The organism is Paenibacillus sp. BGI2013, assembly GCF_002843485.1.
In the GTDB taxonomy this organism is placed as follows: Bacteria; Bacillota; Bacilli; order Paenibacillales; family Paenibacillaceae; genus Paenibacillus; species Paenibacillus amylolyticus.
In genome coordinates, this window is sequence record NZ_PJFA01000003.1 from 567,412 (window position 1) to 584,390 (window position 16,979).

14 protein-coding genes are annotated in these 16,979 nt (G+C 44.7%); 12 read left to right on the plus strand and 2 right to left on the minus strand.

The genetic code is table 11. From position 1 onward, the window contains the following. Positions 1-23: 23 nt before the first annotated feature. The 3 genes from fsa to CXK86_RS09985 all read left to right on the plus strand — a co-directional run bounded on the left by fsa (position 24) and on the right by CXK86_RS09985 (position 3,518). Positions 24-689, plus strand: a complete 666-nt coding sequence (gene fsa, locus CXK86_RS09975) for a fructose-6-phosphate aldolase (protein ID WP_036613461.1) — start codon at positions 24-26, stop codon at positions 687-689. Between the two features lie 60 nt (positions 690-749). Continuing rightward, entirely contained in the window at positions 750-2,168 is a 1,419-nt protein-coding gene (gndA, locus tag CXK86_RS09980) for an NADP-dependent phosphogluconate dehydrogenase (RefSeq protein ID WP_101313655.1), read from the plus strand. A 246-nt stretch (positions 2,169-2,414) separates the two neighbouring features. Next, positions 2,415-3,518, plus strand: coding sequence for a metallophosphoesterase (locus CXK86_RS09985; protein ID WP_101313656.1), 1,104 nt, complete (start codon positions 2,415-2,417; stop codon positions 3,516-3,518). 170 nt (positions 3,519-3,688) lie between these two features. On the opposite strand, the gene CXK86_RS09990 is transcribed toward CXK86_RS09985, so the two are convergent. Continuing rightward, positions 3,689-4,711: a hypothetical protein gene (locus CXK86_RS09990; RefSeq protein ID WP_101313657.1), complete on the minus strand. Its 1,023-nt coding sequence runs from the start codon at positions 4,709-4,711 to the stop codon at positions 3,689-3,691. Positions 4,712-4,983: 272 nt separating this feature from the next. Here CXK86_RS09990 and licT point away from each other — a divergent pair, with 272 nt between their 5' ends. The 4 genes from licT (at position 4,984) to CXK86_RS10010 (ending at position 10,136) form a co-directional block, all read left to right on the plus strand. Further along, positions 4,984-5,838 carry a BglG family transcription antiterminator LicT gene (gene licT / locus CXK86_RS09995; protein WP_036613466.1) on the plus strand — a complete coding sequence of 285 codons (855 nt, stop codon included), beginning with the start codon at positions 4,984-4,986 and terminating at the stop codon, positions 5,836-5,838. Positions 5,839-5,970: 132 nt separating this feature from the next. Then, positions 5,971-7,890: a beta-glucoside-specific PTS transporter subunit IIABC gene (locus tag CXK86_RS10000; protein ID WP_101313658.1), complete on the plus strand. Its 1,920-nt coding sequence runs from the start codon at positions 5,971-5,973 to the stop codon at positions 7,888-7,890. Positions 7,891-7,939: 49 nt separating this feature from the next. Further along, complete coding sequence (locus CXK86_RS10005; RefSeq protein WP_101313659.1) at positions 7,940-9,403, plus strand: glycoside hydrolase family 1 protein; 1,464 nt, start codon at positions 7,940-7,942, stop codon at positions 9,401-9,403. Positions 9,404-9,569: 166 nt separating this feature from the next. Continuing rightward, positions 9,570-10,136, plus strand: a complete 567-nt coding sequence (locus CXK86_RS10010; protein ID WP_101313660.1) for a 5' nucleotidase, NT5C type — start codon at positions 9,570-9,572, stop codon at positions 10,134-10,136. Between the two features lie 9 nt (positions 10,137-10,145). On the opposite strand, the gene CXK86_RS10015 is transcribed toward CXK86_RS10010, so the two are convergent. Then, positions 10,146-11,030: an AraC family transcriptional regulator gene (locus CXK86_RS10015; RefSeq protein ID WP_101313661.1), complete on the minus strand. Its 885-nt coding sequence runs from the start codon at positions 11,028-11,030 to the stop codon at positions 10,146-10,148. A 134-nt stretch (positions 11,031-11,164) separates the two neighbouring features. Here CXK86_RS10015 and CXK86_RS10020 point away from each other — a divergent pair, with 134 nt between their 5' ends. From CXK86_RS10020 to CXK86_RS10040, 5 genes are all read left to right on the plus strand, one after another. Then, entirely contained in the window at positions 11,165-13,894 is a 2,730-nt protein-coding gene (locus CXK86_RS10020) for an alpha-L-rhamnosidase (protein WP_101313662.1), read from the plus strand. Between the two features lie 114 nt (positions 13,895-14,008). After that, positions 14,009-14,482, plus strand: coding sequence for a putative immunity protein (locus tag CXK86_RS10025; RefSeq protein ID WP_076250096.1), 474 nt, complete (start codon positions 14,009-14,011; stop codon positions 14,480-14,482). Next, on the plus strand, positions 14,457-14,996 hold the full coding sequence (locus CXK86_RS10030; RefSeq protein ID WP_076250098.1) for a GNAT family N-acetyltransferase: 540 nt from the start codon (positions 14,457-14,459) through the stop codon (positions 14,994-14,996). Before CXK86_RS10025 ends, CXK86_RS10030 begins: the two co-directional genes overlap by 26 nt. 71 nt (positions 14,997-15,067) lie before the next feature. Beyond that, positions 15,068-16,225, plus strand: a complete 1,158-nt coding sequence (locus tag CXK86_RS10035) for an acyltransferase (RefSeq protein ID WP_143781230.1) — start codon at positions 15,068-15,070, stop codon at positions 16,223-16,225. 166 nt (positions 16,226-16,391) lie between these two features. After that, positions 16,392-16,952 carry a DEAD/DEAH box helicase family protein gene (locus tag CXK86_RS10040; RefSeq protein ID WP_076250102.1) on the plus strand — a complete coding sequence of 187 codons (561 nt, stop codon included), beginning with the start codon at positions 16,392-16,394 and terminating at the stop codon, positions 16,950-16,952. Positions 16,953-16,979: the final 27 nt, after the last annotated feature.

The following is a 16,979-nucleotide window of genomic DNA, read 5'->3' on the forward strand; positions in this document are numbered from 1 at the left end:
ATATATCTGGAGGTAATTTAATCATGAAATTTTTTATCGATACAGCTAACGTGGAAGATATCCAAAAAGCATACAAAATCGGCGTATTGTCTGGTGTAACAACAAACCCATCTTTGGTAGCTAAAGAAGGCGTGAAATTCGAAGATCGTATTGAAGAAATCTTGCGTTTGGTACCTGAAGTGGAGTCCGTTTCTGCGGAAGTGACACCAGATGCCCTTACTGCTGAAGAAATGATCGCGCAAGCAGACGAATTGATCAAAATTAACAACAGCGACAAAAACATCACGATCAAATTGCCAATGACACTTGCAGGACTTGAAGCTTGCCGTTACTTGACCAAAAAAGGCGTGAAAACCAACGTAACGTTGATCTTCACGGTGAACCAGGCGCTTCTGGCTGCTCGTGCTGGTGCGACATATGTATCCCCATTCCTGGGACGTCTTGATGATATCTCAGAAGATGGCGTACAATTGGTTACCAAAATTGCTGAATTGTTCCGTACACATAACCTGGATGCACAGATTATTGCGGCTTCTGTAAGACATCCGGATCACGTTACACGTGTAGCGATGGCTGGAGCACATATTGCTACTGTTCCATTCTCCGTCATTGAACAGATCTCCAAACACCCGCTGACAGATCAAGGTATGGACAAATTTGCAGCGGACTGGAAAAAAACAGTACAATAATCTATAACCATTCATTCGTTTCAACTTACTATATAAATAATGGAGTATTGGGAGGACATAATGAGTAAACAACAGATTGGTGTTATTGGATTGGCAGTAATGGGTAAAAACCTGGCTTTGAATATTGAAAGCAAAGGTTTCTCGGTAGCGGTATTTAACCGTTCCCCGGAGAAAACGAACGATCTTCTGAAAGAAGCAGAAGGTAAAAACCTGACAGGTGCGTTCACTATTGAAGAATTCGTGGAATCCCTGGAGTCTCCGCGTAAAATTCTGATCATGGTCCAAGCAGGTAAAGCAACAGATGCAACGATCGAGCAACTGCTTCCTCATCTGGATCAAGGCGACATTATTATCGATGGAGGTAATGCTTACTTCCCTGACACACAACGTCGCAGTAAAGAACTGGAAGAAAAAGGTTTCCGCTTCATCGGAGCAGGTGTATCCGGTGGTGAAGAAGGCGCACTGAAAGGCCCGGCAATCATGCCAGGCGGTCAGGAAAGTGCTTATCAGTTGGTAGAACCGATCCTGACAGCGATCTCTGCCAAAGTTGGCGATGACGCTTGCAGCACATATATCGGACCAGACGGTGCCGGACACTATGTGAAAATGGTGCATAACGGTATCGAGTACGGAGATATGCAGTTGATTGGTGAAGCTTATCACTTGCTCAAATCCGTATTGAACGTTTCCGTTGAAGAGTTGCATGAGATCTTCACCGAGTGGAATCAAGGGGAGCTGGACAGCTACCTGATCGAAATCACGGCAGATATCTTCTCCAAATACGATCCAGAAACAGGCAAACCAATGGTTGACGTTATTCTGGACGCGGCTGGACAAAAAGGAACAGGTAAATGGACAAGCCAAAGTGCGCTGGATCTCGGCGTTCCATTGTCCATGATTACGGAATCCGTATTCTCCCGTTTCCTGTCTGCCATGAAGGACGAGCGTGTAGCAGCTAGCAAAATCCTGAATGGACCAGCGACTGAAGCGTTCTCCGGCGACAAGAAAGCGTTCATCGAGAACGTGCGTAAAGCATTGTTTGCAAGTAAAATCGTATCCTATGCACAAGGATTTGCACAAATGCGTGCAGCTTCCGATGAATACGGCTGGGATCTGAAATACGGTAACATTGCCATGATCTTCCGTGGTGGTTGCATCATCCGTTCGCAGTTCTTGCAAAACATTAAAGAAGCATATGACAAAGATGCAGAACTCAAAAACCTGCTCTTGGATTCTTACTTCCAAAACATCGTTGAATCTTATCAAGGCGCATGGCGTGAAGTTATAGCGGCTGCTGTAAAACAAGGTATTCCAGTACCTGGTTTCTCCAGCGCACTGTCTTACTATGACAGCTACCGTACAGAGCGTCTGCCAGCAAACTTGCTGCAAGCACAACGTGACTACTTCGGTGCTCACACATTCAAACGTGTGGACAAAGAAGGTTCATTCCACTTCCAATGGATGGACACAAACGAGTAAATTTAATTCCGAAAATATAGCATTCCTGCAGTTGCCCTTGAATTTAGCTATTCAGGGCGGCAGCGGGAATGCTTTTTCTCGTTAATGGTTCGAATTTGAATATCATCAAATTGTAATAAAATGTACGAATCTGGGTTTGGCAAACAGATGAACTGACCCTTCAACTACGTTATACTTGTTCAGACGGACCTGTGTCCGTGATGAAAATTCAGAATACAACTTATTGACGTGGAGGTTAGACCGGGCATGTTTGTATTAGCAGGTATATTGTTTTTGGTCGTATACGGTTTATTAGTGTTCTACATAGGTTGGAGCGGTTGGAGTTGGATGAAACCAGTTGTGTCCGCCAGATTTCGATGGTTTTATATTATAGCGCTTGTATTCCTTGCCGTTTCCTTCATTTTGGCACGGGTATTTGGAAGCATCTCGTTCCTCGGTATTATCGGTTCTTACTGGCTGGCAATCTTCTCGTTGTTATTGTTGATCCTGCCCGTCGTTCACCTCACGATGTGGTTGCTGAGATTAACCCGTATTCCAAGACATCACACACAGAAATGGGCGGGAGTCGTAACGCTGGTGTTATTAGTGTCCACAATGGGTTATGGAATCTTTAACGCTTACAGCCCTGTAGTCAGAACATATAATATCCAGATTGATAAAAAAGTAGAAGGTGTAGACAAGCTCAACATTGTCATGGCTGCCGATATGCACTTCGGACTTCTGTCTGGACCTGCACATGCCAAACGCATGGTGGAGGAAATTAATGCTCTGAAGCCGGATCTGGTGCTGTACCCAGGAGATATTATTGATGACAATCTGGATATGTACCTCAATAGCGGAATCGCCGATATTATCAGTGACATTCAGGCTCCATACGGCGTCTATGCTTCACTCGGGAATCACGATAAGTTCGATGGTCCGATTGAAGATCTGATTGCTGCGCTGGAGAAGAGCAACATGCAAGTTTTGTACGATGACAAGATCGTGCTGAATGACAAGATCACCCTCATTGGTCGGAAAGACCGAACAGAGAAGGATCGGGCAGAAGTAGCTACTTTAATGCAAGGTACTGACTTGAACCAACCGGTACTTATGATGGATCACCAGCCGTATGATCTGGATATTGCGGAGCAGAATAATGTAGATCTGGTCGTATCTGGTCACACCCATCGTGGTCAGATCGCACCGGCTCAGTTCATCACACAGGCCATTTATGAGAACGATTGGGGTTATTTGCAAAAGGGCTCTATGCACTCCATCGTAACCTCAGGATTTGGCTTCTGGGGACCACCAATTCGTACTAGCAGTCGTTCGGAGATTGTACAGATTAATGTGACGTTCCAGCAATGATGAAAGGCCCTTCGAAAGAAGGGCTGCCTAATAAGCACGTCAAGCGTAGATTGATGATACCGGCTCCGCTTTTATGATGACAAGATTAAATCTACTGTCGTCATAAAGCGGAGTATTTCTTATGCAATTTTAAATCGGCGCTTCAAGCCGCCTGTTTCTTATTATGTAAGTTAGTTTCTTACCCCTTTTGAAGGAATGGCTTCAAACGAATAAAATGCGCCTTTTGTATTGATTTTACCGATAAGCGTTGTGGCTCCTTTTTTCGTGAAGGTGTACTCGTTCTCTTGGATACGAACGGAATAACCTTTTAGCTCAATACCAAATATAGATCTGACTGTAGGTACAGCGATAGATAGTGCTTTGTTTTTGCTGAGCTTGGGCTTGGCAAAAGACTTTTTGAAATCAACATCATTTTTCCAGTTGATACCTAATTCGTTGGTGACTTTCCATACCTTTCCGGTCTTGCTGCCGATATGTACGTAATTTAGATTGTCGTCATCCCTATACTGCCATAACATATCTTTTCCTTCTACGGTAAATAAGGTGTAATCAAAAGCTTTTACTGAGGGTATTCCAAGTGTTTTGAGTGAATTTCGTGCTATGTTTGTCATCCAGGCATAGGAATCATCAATTTTATATTGCAGAATTGCCGACATTTGATTATCTTTGTCCACATCGATGTAAAGTTGTTGACTTGGTCCAAAGATGACCCAGTAGTTTTGGAGTAAATGTCCATGGTCCTGATCATTGGCTTTGAAACGCCAAAAACCACTTTTAATGAAGATATCTTCATCCTCAAATGTTTTTAAGAAGGCATCAAGCTTCAGGCGCAGCGCATTATCCATGACTTTATTGAGATCAGCGGTATCATACATGATAAGGGTGGACGCGACATGATTTGTATCAGGATCGTATCTTTGTGTGAAATCTGCGAATCCAGTTCCATCTATAGTTCCGTTAATGACCCACGGATCAAATGATGTGTCTATTTTGATGAATTGAATGTTCTGTTTCCCCACGAGTTTAACTATTTCATCATTCAAAAGTTTTTGTGTCTTCCGATCCAGCTGGTCAGCGGACATGTAATTCTCTATTAACGAGAGTTCATTGGATTTTGCGGCCAAGGTGGGCGGCGCTGATAACAATAGCGAGATGGCAGCAATGACGGCGGTAAACGAAGGGATTTTTTTCAAAGTGAATCCTCCTGATTAGTTTGGGTCATATTATTAAATATCAAAGGTTATATCTCATTTCAAAATAACATAAAAGGTAAATGTTTCATATGATCTAAAAAAGTGGAATAGAGCGGTAGTATTTTTGGGTTGACACCGTTTTCAGGTTATGATAAATTATATCCGAGGCTTGTTACCGGTAATGCGGGCAAAACCACTATGGAAATGATTTTATTATTTCTGTTTTGGTTTTGCCCTTTTTTATTCCTCAAAAAAAACCAGGTGGGTCCATAATGATTATTAAACAGATATTTAATAACAATATTGTCAGTACCGTGGATGACAAAAATCAGGAACTACTGATCCTCGGCCGGGGTATCGGATTTAAGTTCAAAGCAGGCGATGAGATTGATGAAGAGCGGATTGAGAAGGTATTTCGTCTTCAGGATGCATCGATTTATGAGAAATTCAAATCCATCGTAGCTGAAGTGCCGATTGAGATTCTGCAGGCAACAGATGATATTGTGACACTGGCACGAACGCAATTGAACAAAACCATCAGTGACGGGATCTATGTCTCGTTATCTGATCACATTCATTTTGCTGTTCAACGCTTGGAAAAAGGAATGATTACTCGTAATCCACTTTCTTGGGAAGTTCAGCACTTCTATAAGGCGGAGTATGATGTGGCCAGAGAAGCACTGACCTTGCTGAAGGAAAGGCTGGATATTGAGTTTCCCAAAGATGAAATCTGTAATATTGCCTTACATTTCATCAATGCGGAAGTCAATGATTCCATGAACGATGTCACCCATCTGATGCAGCTGTTGCAGGAGATCATGAATATCATCAAATATCACTTCAACGTCGAATTGGATGAAGATAGCGTCAATTATTTCCGCTTCATCACCCATTTGAAATATTTCTGTCAGCGTGTCATTACACATTCTTCACATGATGATGCTGAGGAGTATTTATATGAAGTGGTTCGGAAAAACTATCCGGAGACATTCAAATGTATTGGCAAGATCGAGACTTTTATCCATAAGAACTATCAGTATGACATGACTCACTCTGAGCAGTTATATCTAACGCTCCATCTGGAACGTTTGATGAAAACCAAGCGGGACGAGAAGTCCACGCAATAGAATCAAATTACAACTGGATATCCTATGGGCTTGTTACTGTTCAATCAGGCAATACCCGAATGAGATGGCGCCATCCATATGCGCTAGATTCGTTCGGGTATTTTTTATTGGAAAAATGAGGAGGAAAACATCATGAAACATCAGGAAACGGCGCAGGAAATCATTAAAGCCGTTGGGGGAACAAACAATATTAACTCAGTTTATCACTGCGTCACACGTTTGCGCTTTGATCTGAAAGACAACGAGAAAGTTGATAACGGCTCACTCAAGAAACTGGACAAGGTCATGGGAACGAATATTTCGGGCGACCAATTCCAAGTCATTATCGGTAATGATGTAGCAAAAGTGTTCGATGCCATGGTGAAGGAAAATCCGGCAATCCAGCAAACTACAGAAAATAAAGAGCCAAAGTCGGATAAAAAACAAAATGTCGTGCTGAAAATTTTTGAAACAATTGCAGGTGTCTTTGCTCCAATGCTTCCAGCGATTACTGCGGCAGGTATGCTCAAAGGATTACTTGCACTATTTGTATCCGTAGGTTGGATGTCTGCTGGAACGGATACGTATCGTATTCTTTCAGCCATTGGTGACGGCGTATTCCACTACCTGCCTTTACTGATTGCAGTCAGCGCTGCTCGTAAATTCGGCAGTAACCCGTTTGTTGCGATTGCACTAGGTACGGCACTCATGTATCCAGACATGACAGCATTGTTATCTAGCGGCGAATCGGTTGGATTTTTGGGAATCCCGGTTACAGCAGTAAGTTATGCTTCATCGGTTATCCCGATTCTTCTTGCAGTATGGTTGATGTCCTATGTTGAGAAATGGGTTGACCGCGTTATCCCTGCTGCACTCAAGCTATTGCTTGTGCCGCTGATTACCTTGCTTGTAATGGTGCCGGTAACGCTGATTGCGATCGGTCCATTGGGTACATTTGTAGGTAGTGGATTGTCTGGCGGCATCAACTGGCTGCTGAATGAAGGCGGATTGATTGCAGGTATTGTTCTTGGCGGCGCGATGGCGCTCATTATTATGACAGGAATGCACTATGCACTTGTGCCGATCATCCTGAGTAATATCGCTACACTGGGCTTTGATAAATTCTTACCATTAACCTTTATCTCCAATATGGGTCAGGCTGGTGCAACACTCGGCGTATTCTTCCGGGCAAAAGATAAAAAACTCAAAACCGTGGCATTGTCAACGAGTTTCACCGCACTCATGGGTGTAACGGAGCCAGCTATGTACGGGGTTAACATGAAGTATAAAAAACCATTTGCCGCAGCGATGATTGGTAGTGCAGTGGGTGGCGGATTCGCCCTTGCTTTTGGCGCGAAAGCGTATGTACTTGCGGGTAACGGTGGTCTCCCAGGACTTCCTTCCCTGATCGGACAAACCTTCTGGTATTCCTTTGGGGGTATGATTTTGGCCTTTATCGTGGGTGCAATCATGTCTACGATATTTGGTATCAAAGAAGAAGAAGGAGACGCTGAGGCGTTGGCTCAATTCTCACCGGGTGTTTCTACAGCACCAGCGAAAGCTGTTTCCAACGATGCTGCAACCGTAAATGTAGACGACATGGGTGATCCAACACCAACGAGTGATGCAGTAGCTGTTGCACCGATGACAGGTAAATCCATCCCGCTCAAAGAAGTCAACGATCCAACATTTGGTGATGAATTGATGGGTAAAGGTGTGGCATTTGTTCCAACGGTGGGTGAATTGGTTTCTCCAGTGACAGGTACCATCATGAATGTGTTCAAAACAAAACATGCGATCGTTGTCCGCAGTGATAACGGAATGGAATTGTTGATTCATGTTGGAATTAACACGGTGAAGCTGCGTGGACAGTATTTTGATGCACATGTTGCTACAGGAGCACGTGTACAGGCTGGAGACAAGTTGCTTACATTTGAACTGGCCGAGATTGCAAAAGAATACGACATCACAACCGCTATGGTTGTTACCAATACGGCTGATTACAAGCAGGTTCTACCTGTGAAATTGGGCGAAATCACGATGGGTGAAGACGTCTTGAAAGCTGAGATTTAAACTGTCCGTCTTAGGACTAACAATATCAACTAAAGAAGGAGAGATACGAATGATTAATCGACAAGGGTTTCCGGAAGGTTTTCTATGGGGCGGCGCTATTGCCGCCAACCAGGCTGAAGGTGGATTCGACGCTGGCGGCAAAGGATGGTCGACAGCAGACATGGTTCCTTATTTTGAGAAAAAGGACTACACCAACCTTAGAGAACTGATGCATGTTACCAGTGCAACGGTTGAGAAAGCAATGGCACATCACAGTGCAGAAGGTTATCCGAAGCGTTACGGGATTGATTTTTACCACCGTTTCAAAGAGGATATTGCGCTGTTCGCTGAGCTAGGCTTCAAGACATTCCGTCTGTCCATCAACTGGCCGCGTATTTTCCCAAATGGTTATGATGCCGAGCCCAATGAAGAGGGACTGCGTTTCTATGACGAAGTGTTCGATGAACTCCGGAAATACGATATCGAACCACTGGTAACACTCTCGCATTATGAGATGCCTATGGCACTTGTCCTGAAATATAACGGCTGGGCTGGTCGCGAAGTGATTGGACACTTTGTGAGATATGCCGAAACTGTGATGAACCGATACAAGGACAAGGTTAAATACTGGTTGACGTTTAATGAGATTAATACAACCATTATTGAACCGTTCACAGGTGGCGGTATTATTGAAGACCGAGTTGAGAACACAATGCAGGCTTCTTATCAGGCACTTCATCATCAATTTGTAGCCAGCAGCCTGGTAACAGAAAAGGCACGTCAGATTAACCCGAACTTCCAGATCGGATGTATGCTTGCGCGTATGATTCACTACCCGGCGACGTCGAAGCCAGAGGATGTGCTGCAAGCACAGATCGATAATCAGCTGAACCTGCTGCATACAGATGTACAAGTTCGTGGTAGTTATCCAACGTTTATGGCTCGGTACTGGTCAGAGAACGGGATTACCATTGCCATGGAACCAGGAGATGAGCAGATCCTGCGTGAGCACACGGTTGATTTCATCTCATTCAGTTATTACACATCCTTGGTGTCCGCAGTGAACCCAGAGGAATATGGAGTAACTGGAGGTAACCTGTACAGTACAATTAAGAACCCGAATCTGGAGCGTACGGAGTGGGGCTGGCAGCTTGATCCGATCGGCCTGCGCGTTGCACTGAAAGAGCTGTATGACCGTTATCAACTGCCATTGTTTGTGGTAGAGAACGGCCTTGGTGCCAAAGATACCGTTGAAGCAGACGGTTCCATCAACGATGATTACCGGATTGATTATCTGAGAAAACATATTACACAAATGAAAGAAGCCGTTATGGATGGTGTGGACCTGATGGGATATACCAACTGGGGAGCGATTGATATCATCAGTGCATCCACTTCGGAAATGTCCAAGCGTTATGGCGTGATCTACGTGGATCAGGATGACAACGGACAAGGCACACTGAATCGGTATAAGAAAAAGAGCTTTGGCTGGTACCAAAAAGTCATTGCCTCGAATGGCGAGAACTTGGAATAGATTAATCTATATAGGCACCCCGGGCGTAGCTGGTATTACGGCGCCGGGGCGCCTTTTTAATATAATCAGGTAGAAATCATCAACGCTATTGGCATTTCAAGGTAAAAAAGATGACTACATAACATTCTGGATGGTATACTGTGTTCGTATTGGGGGAGGGATAACCATGAAGAAGCCTATTATTGCTGTAGATATGGATGACACGATATGTCATCTGGTCAAGCGGGCTATATATCACAACAACCTCAACTTCCCGACCCATCCGTTGCGCTACGAGGATATGATTCATTGGGATACATCCCATTTGCGTCATCCAGAGAGCACGCATGATGTATTTTATGGTCGGCCGGGTCTGTTCGAGGAATTGGAGTTATACGACGAATATGTTGTAGATGAGATGCGAAAGCTGAACGATGCTTATGATGTGATTGTTGTGACGGCAGCAGAACCAAGAACAGTCGTTGAGAAGTGGAACTGGCTTCAGCGACATATGCCTTTTATAACCGCAGAACAGTTTATTACATGCAAAAGAAAAAACTTGCTCGCTTTTGATCTGCTCATTGATGATGGAGCACATAACCTGATCCCCGCGCATGAAGACGGCAAAAAGGTCATCTGTATTCCACATCCGTGGAATATACAGGAGCGTGAGCGATACAACTTTCCGTTGATGTCTTCATGGAAAGAGGCCAAGGCATACATAGATGAAGTGTTACAAGTTGTTGGTGTCTGAAAGTTAACCTTATTGTCCAGAGTGCTGTGCTCTGGATTTTTTGCGATAGGCGAGAGGTGTTTCGCCTGTTATTTTTTTGAATGCAGCATAGAATGAATCCATATCCCGATATCCAACCAGCTCTGCAATCAGGCTGACTTTGTGTTGTGAACTCTTAAGCAGTTCGCAGCTTTTTTGTATACGGAGGTGTTGCAGGTGGCCGCTAAAGGTCTGTCCTGTATGTCGCAGAAACATTCGCCCAATTTGCTTCTCGCTCCAGCCCGATACACGTACCAGATCAGACATTCGAATACGGTTGCTCACGTGTTCCTTGATATAGTGAAGGATGTAATCAAAACCGGTGGAATGATGCTCTTCATCATGATCCTTTTGATAAAGTTGTCTGTAGGTCATCAATACCAACTGGCTTACCAAGGTGTATAACATGGTAGACGAACCGATTCCCGGAACGGAGGACTCACGGTACAGCTTCACCATTAGTTCTTCAATCCGGTCGTTGTGATCCACAACGGATATATAAGGAACCTGATTTTGTGCCAGATCCATCAGATGTTGAATGATTTCTTTTTCCTGAATGATGGCTGTCAGCGTGTGGATCAATTCAGCATTAAATAAGCAATTATATAGAATTAACGGATGCTCGGTTACGTTGGTGCTGACAGGACGAAAGACATGAGGAACGCCGACAGGAATGACAAACAGCATCCCCTTCGTCACCGGAATGACATCTTCACCGATATGATGAAAGCCCTTTCCTTCGGCAACGTAGCTATATTCAATAAAATCATGTGCGTGAAAAGGAAGCACAAAATCTTCAGAGCAACGATTGACAAAAAGTTGCAGATGATTATGCAGAAAGTATTCACTTTTCATGAGTTGTACAGATGAATTCACAAGCAACCTCCTCGCACAGATGGCTGAATCACCGGATGAAATAGTCCTGATTACCGGGTATTTAGGGCAACAGGATCGATATAATTATATCGTAACCCCGAATGGGAAGCCAAGATGGAAAGGACGATACGCTAATGTTCAACGTTAGTCACCTTCGCTGTGAGTATAGAATTAATCCGATAGGCCTTGATGTCAAATCACCGCGTTTAAGTTGGCAGCTGCAATCCGATCGTCGAAATTGCATGCAATCTGCATACCAGATCCAGCTGTCCCTGTCAGAAGATTTTGATGGAATTGCATGGGATTCTGGCGAGATAAGTACGGATCAATCCATACATGTGGAGTTAAACCAGTTTCAGCCTTCCCCGCAAACGCGATACTACTACCGAATTCAGGCATGGGATGATGCAGGAAGTGATTCGGGCTGGTCCGAAACGGCTTATTTCGAGATGGGACTTATGGATAGTCATAACAAGTGGCAAGCAGAATGGATCACAGCTCAACCATCAGATGATGGAGATACGTCATGCCCGCGTATGCGCAAGCAGTTTAATGTGAAACAACCTGTTACTTCTGCCAGAATATATGTGACAGCACTTGGATTATACGAGTTGCATATGAACAACACAAGAGTAGGAGAAGATTATTTTACACCTGGTTGGACCTCTTATCGTAAGCGATTACAATATCAAACCTATGATGTAACTCATCTACTTCAGGATGGGCAGAACATATTAGGCGCTTATCTGGGTGATGGCTGGTACCGAGGGTATCTCGGCTGGAACAAAGAACGGGAGATATTCGGTTCGACTTCCGCATTGCTGCTGGAATTGCATATGAAATACGCAGATGGATCAGAGGAATGTATTTTATCCAACGGGGATTGGACGGCTGCTCCAAGTGCCATTCGTATGTCGGACATCTATATGGGGGAGACGTATGATGCACGAATGGAGTCCGATTGGTCGGATTCATCTGAGACGAATTGGTCACCCGTGAACGTACTGGAGCATCCCAAAGATATCATCGTTGCGCAGCAGAATGTACCCGTCACCCAAGTAGAACAGCTACAGCCAATCGCTTTGTTAACAACCCGACAGGGAGATCGTGTAATAGATATGGGGCAGAATATGGTGGGATGGGTGAAATTCAGTCTTCAAGGTGAGGCGGGTCATACGGTTGAGCTGCATCATGCAGAGATATTGGATCATGAAGGCAACTTCTACACCGATAATCTTCGCGCCGCCAAGCAGTGTATTCGCTACACCTGCAAGGGGGATGGCGTGGAAACATTTGAACCGCATTTTACGTTCCAAGGGTTTCGCTATGTGAAGCTGGTTAACTTTCCGGAACACGTTTGTCTGGATGAATTCACCGGAATCGTACTGCACTCGAATATGGAGCCAACAGGTCAGTTTTCATGCTCCAGTCCACTGGTGAACCAACTGCATCACAATATATTGTGGGGGCAAAAGGGGAATTTCCTTGATGTGCCGACAGACTGTCCACAGAGGGATGAACGGCTCGGATGGACCGGGGATGCACAGATGTTTGTCCGAACGTCCTCCTACCTGATGAATACGGCTCCCTTCTTCACCAAATGGCTGCGGGATCTGGAAGCGGATCAGGGAGAAGATGGCGGTATTCCATTCTTCGTTCCGGATCTGAGAAGTTCCACCTCAGAAGGGTGGGGAGACACCAGTCATTCCTCCGCCGCTTGGGGGGATGCAGCAGTCATCTGTCCTTGGACCATCTATGAGATGTATGGGGATGTCAGGTTATTGGCCGAGCAATATGAGAGTATGAAGCGGTGGGTCGAATACATTCACGTGCAGGGTGACAATCCGTACCTGTGGAACACGGGATTCCACTTTGGCGATTGGCTGGGACTGGACTCCAAGCCTGATAGTTATGTTGGCGCAACGGACACAGATTATGTGGCAACAGCATTCTATGCCTATTCGGTGTCGTTAACTCAAAAGGCAGCTGAGGCACTTGGAAAGACAGATGATGCTGAATATTACAAGCAGTTGCATACAAACATTGTTCATGCGTTTCGAAATGAATTCGTGACTCTAGCCGGCAAAATTGCTGTTCCTACGCAAACAGCACATGTTCTTGCGCTCCAATTTGACCTGCTGGACGCCACTGCCCGAACTCGTGCTGTCGATCAATTGGCAAAACTCGTGAAAGAGGCGGGCAATCATCTTACTACAGGCTTTGTGGGTACACCTTATCTGAATCCGGTATTGAGTGATGCGGGTCTTCACGACCTGGCTTATACATTACTTTTTCAAGAAGATTATCCGTCCTGGCTATATCAGGTGACTCAAGGCGCAACGACTGTCTGGGAACATTGGGATGGGATCAAAGAGGATGGAAGTCTCTGGAGTGCTGATATGAACTCATTTAACCACTATGCGTACGGAGCGATTGGAGAATGGTTGTATCGTTATGTTGCCGGCATTCGGTCCGATGAACATCAGCCAGGATTCCGAATGGTGCATATCGAGCCGCAACCCGGACCTGGACTGGATTGGGTGGAAGCGAGTCTGGAGACGATGTATGGTCATGTTGCTTCAAGCTGGCACCGGTTGGCGGATGGTAAAATGGATATACGGGTGCATATTCCCGCCAACACGAGAGGTACGGTACGTCTTCCTGGAGCAGGTGCACAGATCGTTCTGGAACAAGGGAAACCGTTGGATCAGTTGGATCAGATAAGTGGAGTTCAGGATATTCAAAACATTGGAGACGATGTTGAAGTCACACTTGGATCTGGAAGTTACCAATTTACGTACAAAGACACGGATGCGAAAAAGGATCGGGATGTTCAGGAGGCTACATTGACAGAGTCCGTATAATGATAGAATAAGTGGTAAGATGTACACTTGAAGAGGATCTGCACACACGCAGGTCCTTTTTCGAACTTGTTGAGAGTAAATTTGTAGTATTTGAACAATGAAAGGAGCATGACCATGGCAAAACCTGCATTCAAAGATGCACCTTTACGTAGTGAAATAGAGGATTTGGCTAAGCAACAGGATCACCACACATTGGCCTGTTGGGCTGCGGAGTGTGCGGCACGTGTCTTGTATATATTTGAGAAGAAGACGGAGGATCTCCGCGCACGTGATGCCATTGATGCAGGAAGAGGTTGGATCCGTGGAGAGATTGCCATGGTTGATGCACGAAAGGCGGCTTTTGCAGCTCATGCTGCTGCACGGGAAGCCGATCATGTCGCTGCCTCTGCTGCCTCTCGTGCGGCGGGACACGCAGCTGCAACGGCCCATGTCAAAGGCCATGCGGTACATGCCGCAACCTATGCAGTGAAAGCTATCTTTTATGACTCTCTGATGGAAGAACAAGAACGTCGTGTCTTGGAAGAGAGAACGTGGCAATATCAATATCTGTTGGGAGGGTGTAATGATAATGGGGAAAGAACACGTTAGATTAATTAAACCATCACGAGCATATAAGGAAGCGTATTTGGCATTTTATGAAGACTGGGTCAGAAGTGGAGAATTGATGGTACCTTGGGTCATTTCCAAAGATCCTTATGCGTTCGATGAGATGTTGGCATTTTTGCAACGCAATGAACAAGGGATCGACATCCCGGAGGGCTGGGTCAAAGACAGTACATATTGGCTGGTCACGGAGAGTCAACAAATCGTGGGTGCTGTGAATATAAGGCATGAGCTTAACGATAAATTGTTCAACAGTGGAGGACATATTGGATATGGTATTCGTCCAGGAGAGCGGCACAATGGCTATGGTTCCGAAATTCTCAGGCTTTCTTTGGAGAAAACGAGAGAGCTTGGAATCACCAAAGTATTGATCGTATGTGATGCGGTTAATGAGCCTTCCAGAAGGGTTATCCTTCGAAATGGTGGCATTCGGGATGAAGACTATGTGGAGTCCAATGGCAACGTTGTTGAACGATTCTGGATAGAGAATGTCGAATAATGCAGAATAATGATGAAATAAAACGAAAATAATATGGATTATGATTGTATTACCCTCGTGTGCTGATTAAAATGAAGCATAGAATCTGGATTGCGGCCGGAAACTATCATCCCATATCAGGCACAAGTGAGGTTATCTTTATGAATCAACCGGTTAATCGGCCCCGGCGTATTGAGTATCTGGATCTCTATCGTGCTTTTGCCATCATGGCAGTAGTAGCTATTCATGCAACTTCAACAGCAGTTGCGCATTACCCCAAGCATACATTAGATCATGATGTGTATTATTTCTGGAACACGTTTTTGCAATTTGCCGTTCCAGCGTTTCTGTTTCTGTCATCCCTAGTCTTGTTCTACAACTACAACTCCAAGGTGAATGAAAAGGGTTGGATGCTCGCTTTTTATAAGAAGCGTTTATTTAATGTATTTGTACCCTATGTGGTGTGGTCCCTTATCTACTTTGCCATTAAACAGTTGCTTGCGGGCAAAGAACCTTTGACCCATGGTGTTCAATTTGCCAAACAATTAGTGATGGGAACCGCTCATACGCACTTGTACTTTTTTCTGATTATTCTTCAATTCTATATCGTTTTTCCATGGCTTCTGTCCCTTATACGCCATCGTTTGTTTAATCGGTACTTGCCATTATTCTTTATTGCTGGCCAAGCGATCTTCTATGCACTACATTTGCAGTTTCACTTCGAACGGACAGGAAGTTTGTTACCCAGTTATCTGATCGTGATTGGATTTGGCGCATGGGTTGGGTTGAACTTTGAGTGGGCATTGAACAAACTGTATACTCACCGTTATGTGCTCATAGCTGCGTTGATAGGTGGAGGTGCCATTTTTATATATGGTAATGCTTATATCAAAACCGCTTTTGCTGCATACCCGGTTATAACCTATACCGTGCTGTTCCTGTTCCGTAATCTGTTTACCTTGTCAGCCTGCTTGCTCCTGTTGATCTTCAGTGAACGAATGGGCACAGGAAAACATACCGAGGTTCGAAAAGCTACGCGTATTCTGGACTCCTTGGGTACAGTTGCGTTCGGTGTATTTTTAATGCATCCACTCGTACTGCTCTTCTGGAGACGTGAATTCACAGATGACCTGGCTCGGCACTTCAGCGTGGGCATCATACTTTCTTATATTGTGGCGCTCCTGATCTCATGGATCTGTGCGATGGGTTTGCGCCGGATGAAGTGGGGATGGGTACTGATCGGACGGTAAGTATAAATAAACATATGTAATTTAAGATAAGAGATTTCAAGCCCTCCACGCGTTGAGGGAATCACTTGAAACCTCTTTTTTATTTGCCCTAATGAAGGTATTATAGAGTTTAATGTCCATAAAATTGAATTAATGGAATGAACACCACCTTGTCAGGAGTGATCAAATGAAATTGGTGATTATTTTTGGTCCGCAGGCTGTGGGCAAAATGACGGTTGGGCAAGAACTGGAGAAGATAACAAAGCTTAAATTGTTTCATAACCATATGACCATTGAATTGGTGTCTCCTTATTTCAGCTATGGTACACCACAAGGCAAAAGACTGGTTAATCTGTTCCGTCAGGAGATTTTTGAAGAAGTGGCGAAGAGTGACCTACCGGGTCTGATTTTTACATTTGTATGGGCTTTTGACCTGAAGCAAGACGGAGAGTACATTCGTCAAATCAGCGAGTTATTCGAATCTAATGGAGGACAGGTCTGTTATGTGGAACTGGAGGCTGATGCATCAGAAAGACTGGAGCGTAACAAGAGTCCGCATCGGCTGCTGCATAAGCCAACCAAGCGAGACATCGCGTGGTCTGAGCGAGATTTGCTTGATACGATGAAGCTATATCGATTGAATTCGGAACCGGGAGAAATCAAGCATGAGCACTACATACGGATTGATAACACACACAAGAGTCCGGATGAAGTGGCACAGTTAATCCAGGAACGCTTTAATTTGTAATCTGAGAAACGTCTAACTTAGCAAAGT

Coding starts and splice junctions, on each gene's coding strand:
- fsa (WP_036613461.1), top strand. CDS start 24: ATGAAATTTTTTATCGATACAGCTAACGTGGAAGATATCCAAAAAGCA.
- gndA (WP_101313655.1), top strand. CDS start 750: ATGAGTAAACAACAGATTGGTGTTATTGGATTGGCAGTAATGGGTAAA.
- CXK86_RS09985 (WP_101313656.1), top strand. CDS start 2,415: ATGTTTGTATTAGCAGGTATATTGTTTTTGGTCGTATACGGTTTATTA.
- licT (WP_036613466.1), top strand. CDS start 4,984: ATGATTATTAAACAGATATTTAATAACAATATTGTCAGTACCGTGGAT.
- CXK86_RS10000 (WP_101313658.1), top strand. CDS start 5,971: ATGAAACATCAGGAAACGGCGCAGGAAATCATTAAAGCCGTTGGGGGA.
- CXK86_RS10005 (WP_101313659.1), top strand. CDS start 7,940: ATGATTAATCGACAAGGGTTTCCGGAAGGTTTTCTATGGGGCGGCGCT.
- CXK86_RS10010 (WP_101313660.1), top strand. CDS start 9,570: ATGAAGAAGCCTATTATTGCTGTAGATATGGATGACACGATATGTCAT.
- CXK86_RS10020 (WP_101313662.1), top strand. CDS start 11,165: ATGTTCAACGTTAGTCACCTTCGCTGTGAGTATAGAATTAATCCGATA.
- CXK86_RS10025 (WP_076250096.1), top strand. CDS start 14,009: ATGGCAAAACCTGCATTCAAAGATGCACCTTTACGTAGTGAAATAGAG.
- CXK86_RS10030 (WP_076250098.1), top strand. CDS start 14,457: ATGATAATGGGGAAAGAACACGTTAGATTAATTAAACCATCACGAGCA.
- CXK86_RS10035 (WP_143781230.1), top strand. CDS start 15,068: ATGAAGCATAGAATCTGGATTGCGGCCGGAAACTATCATCCCATATCA.
- CXK86_RS10040 (WP_076250102.1), top strand. CDS start 16,392: ATGAAATTGGTGATTATTTTTGGTCCGCAGGCTGTGGGCAAAATGACG.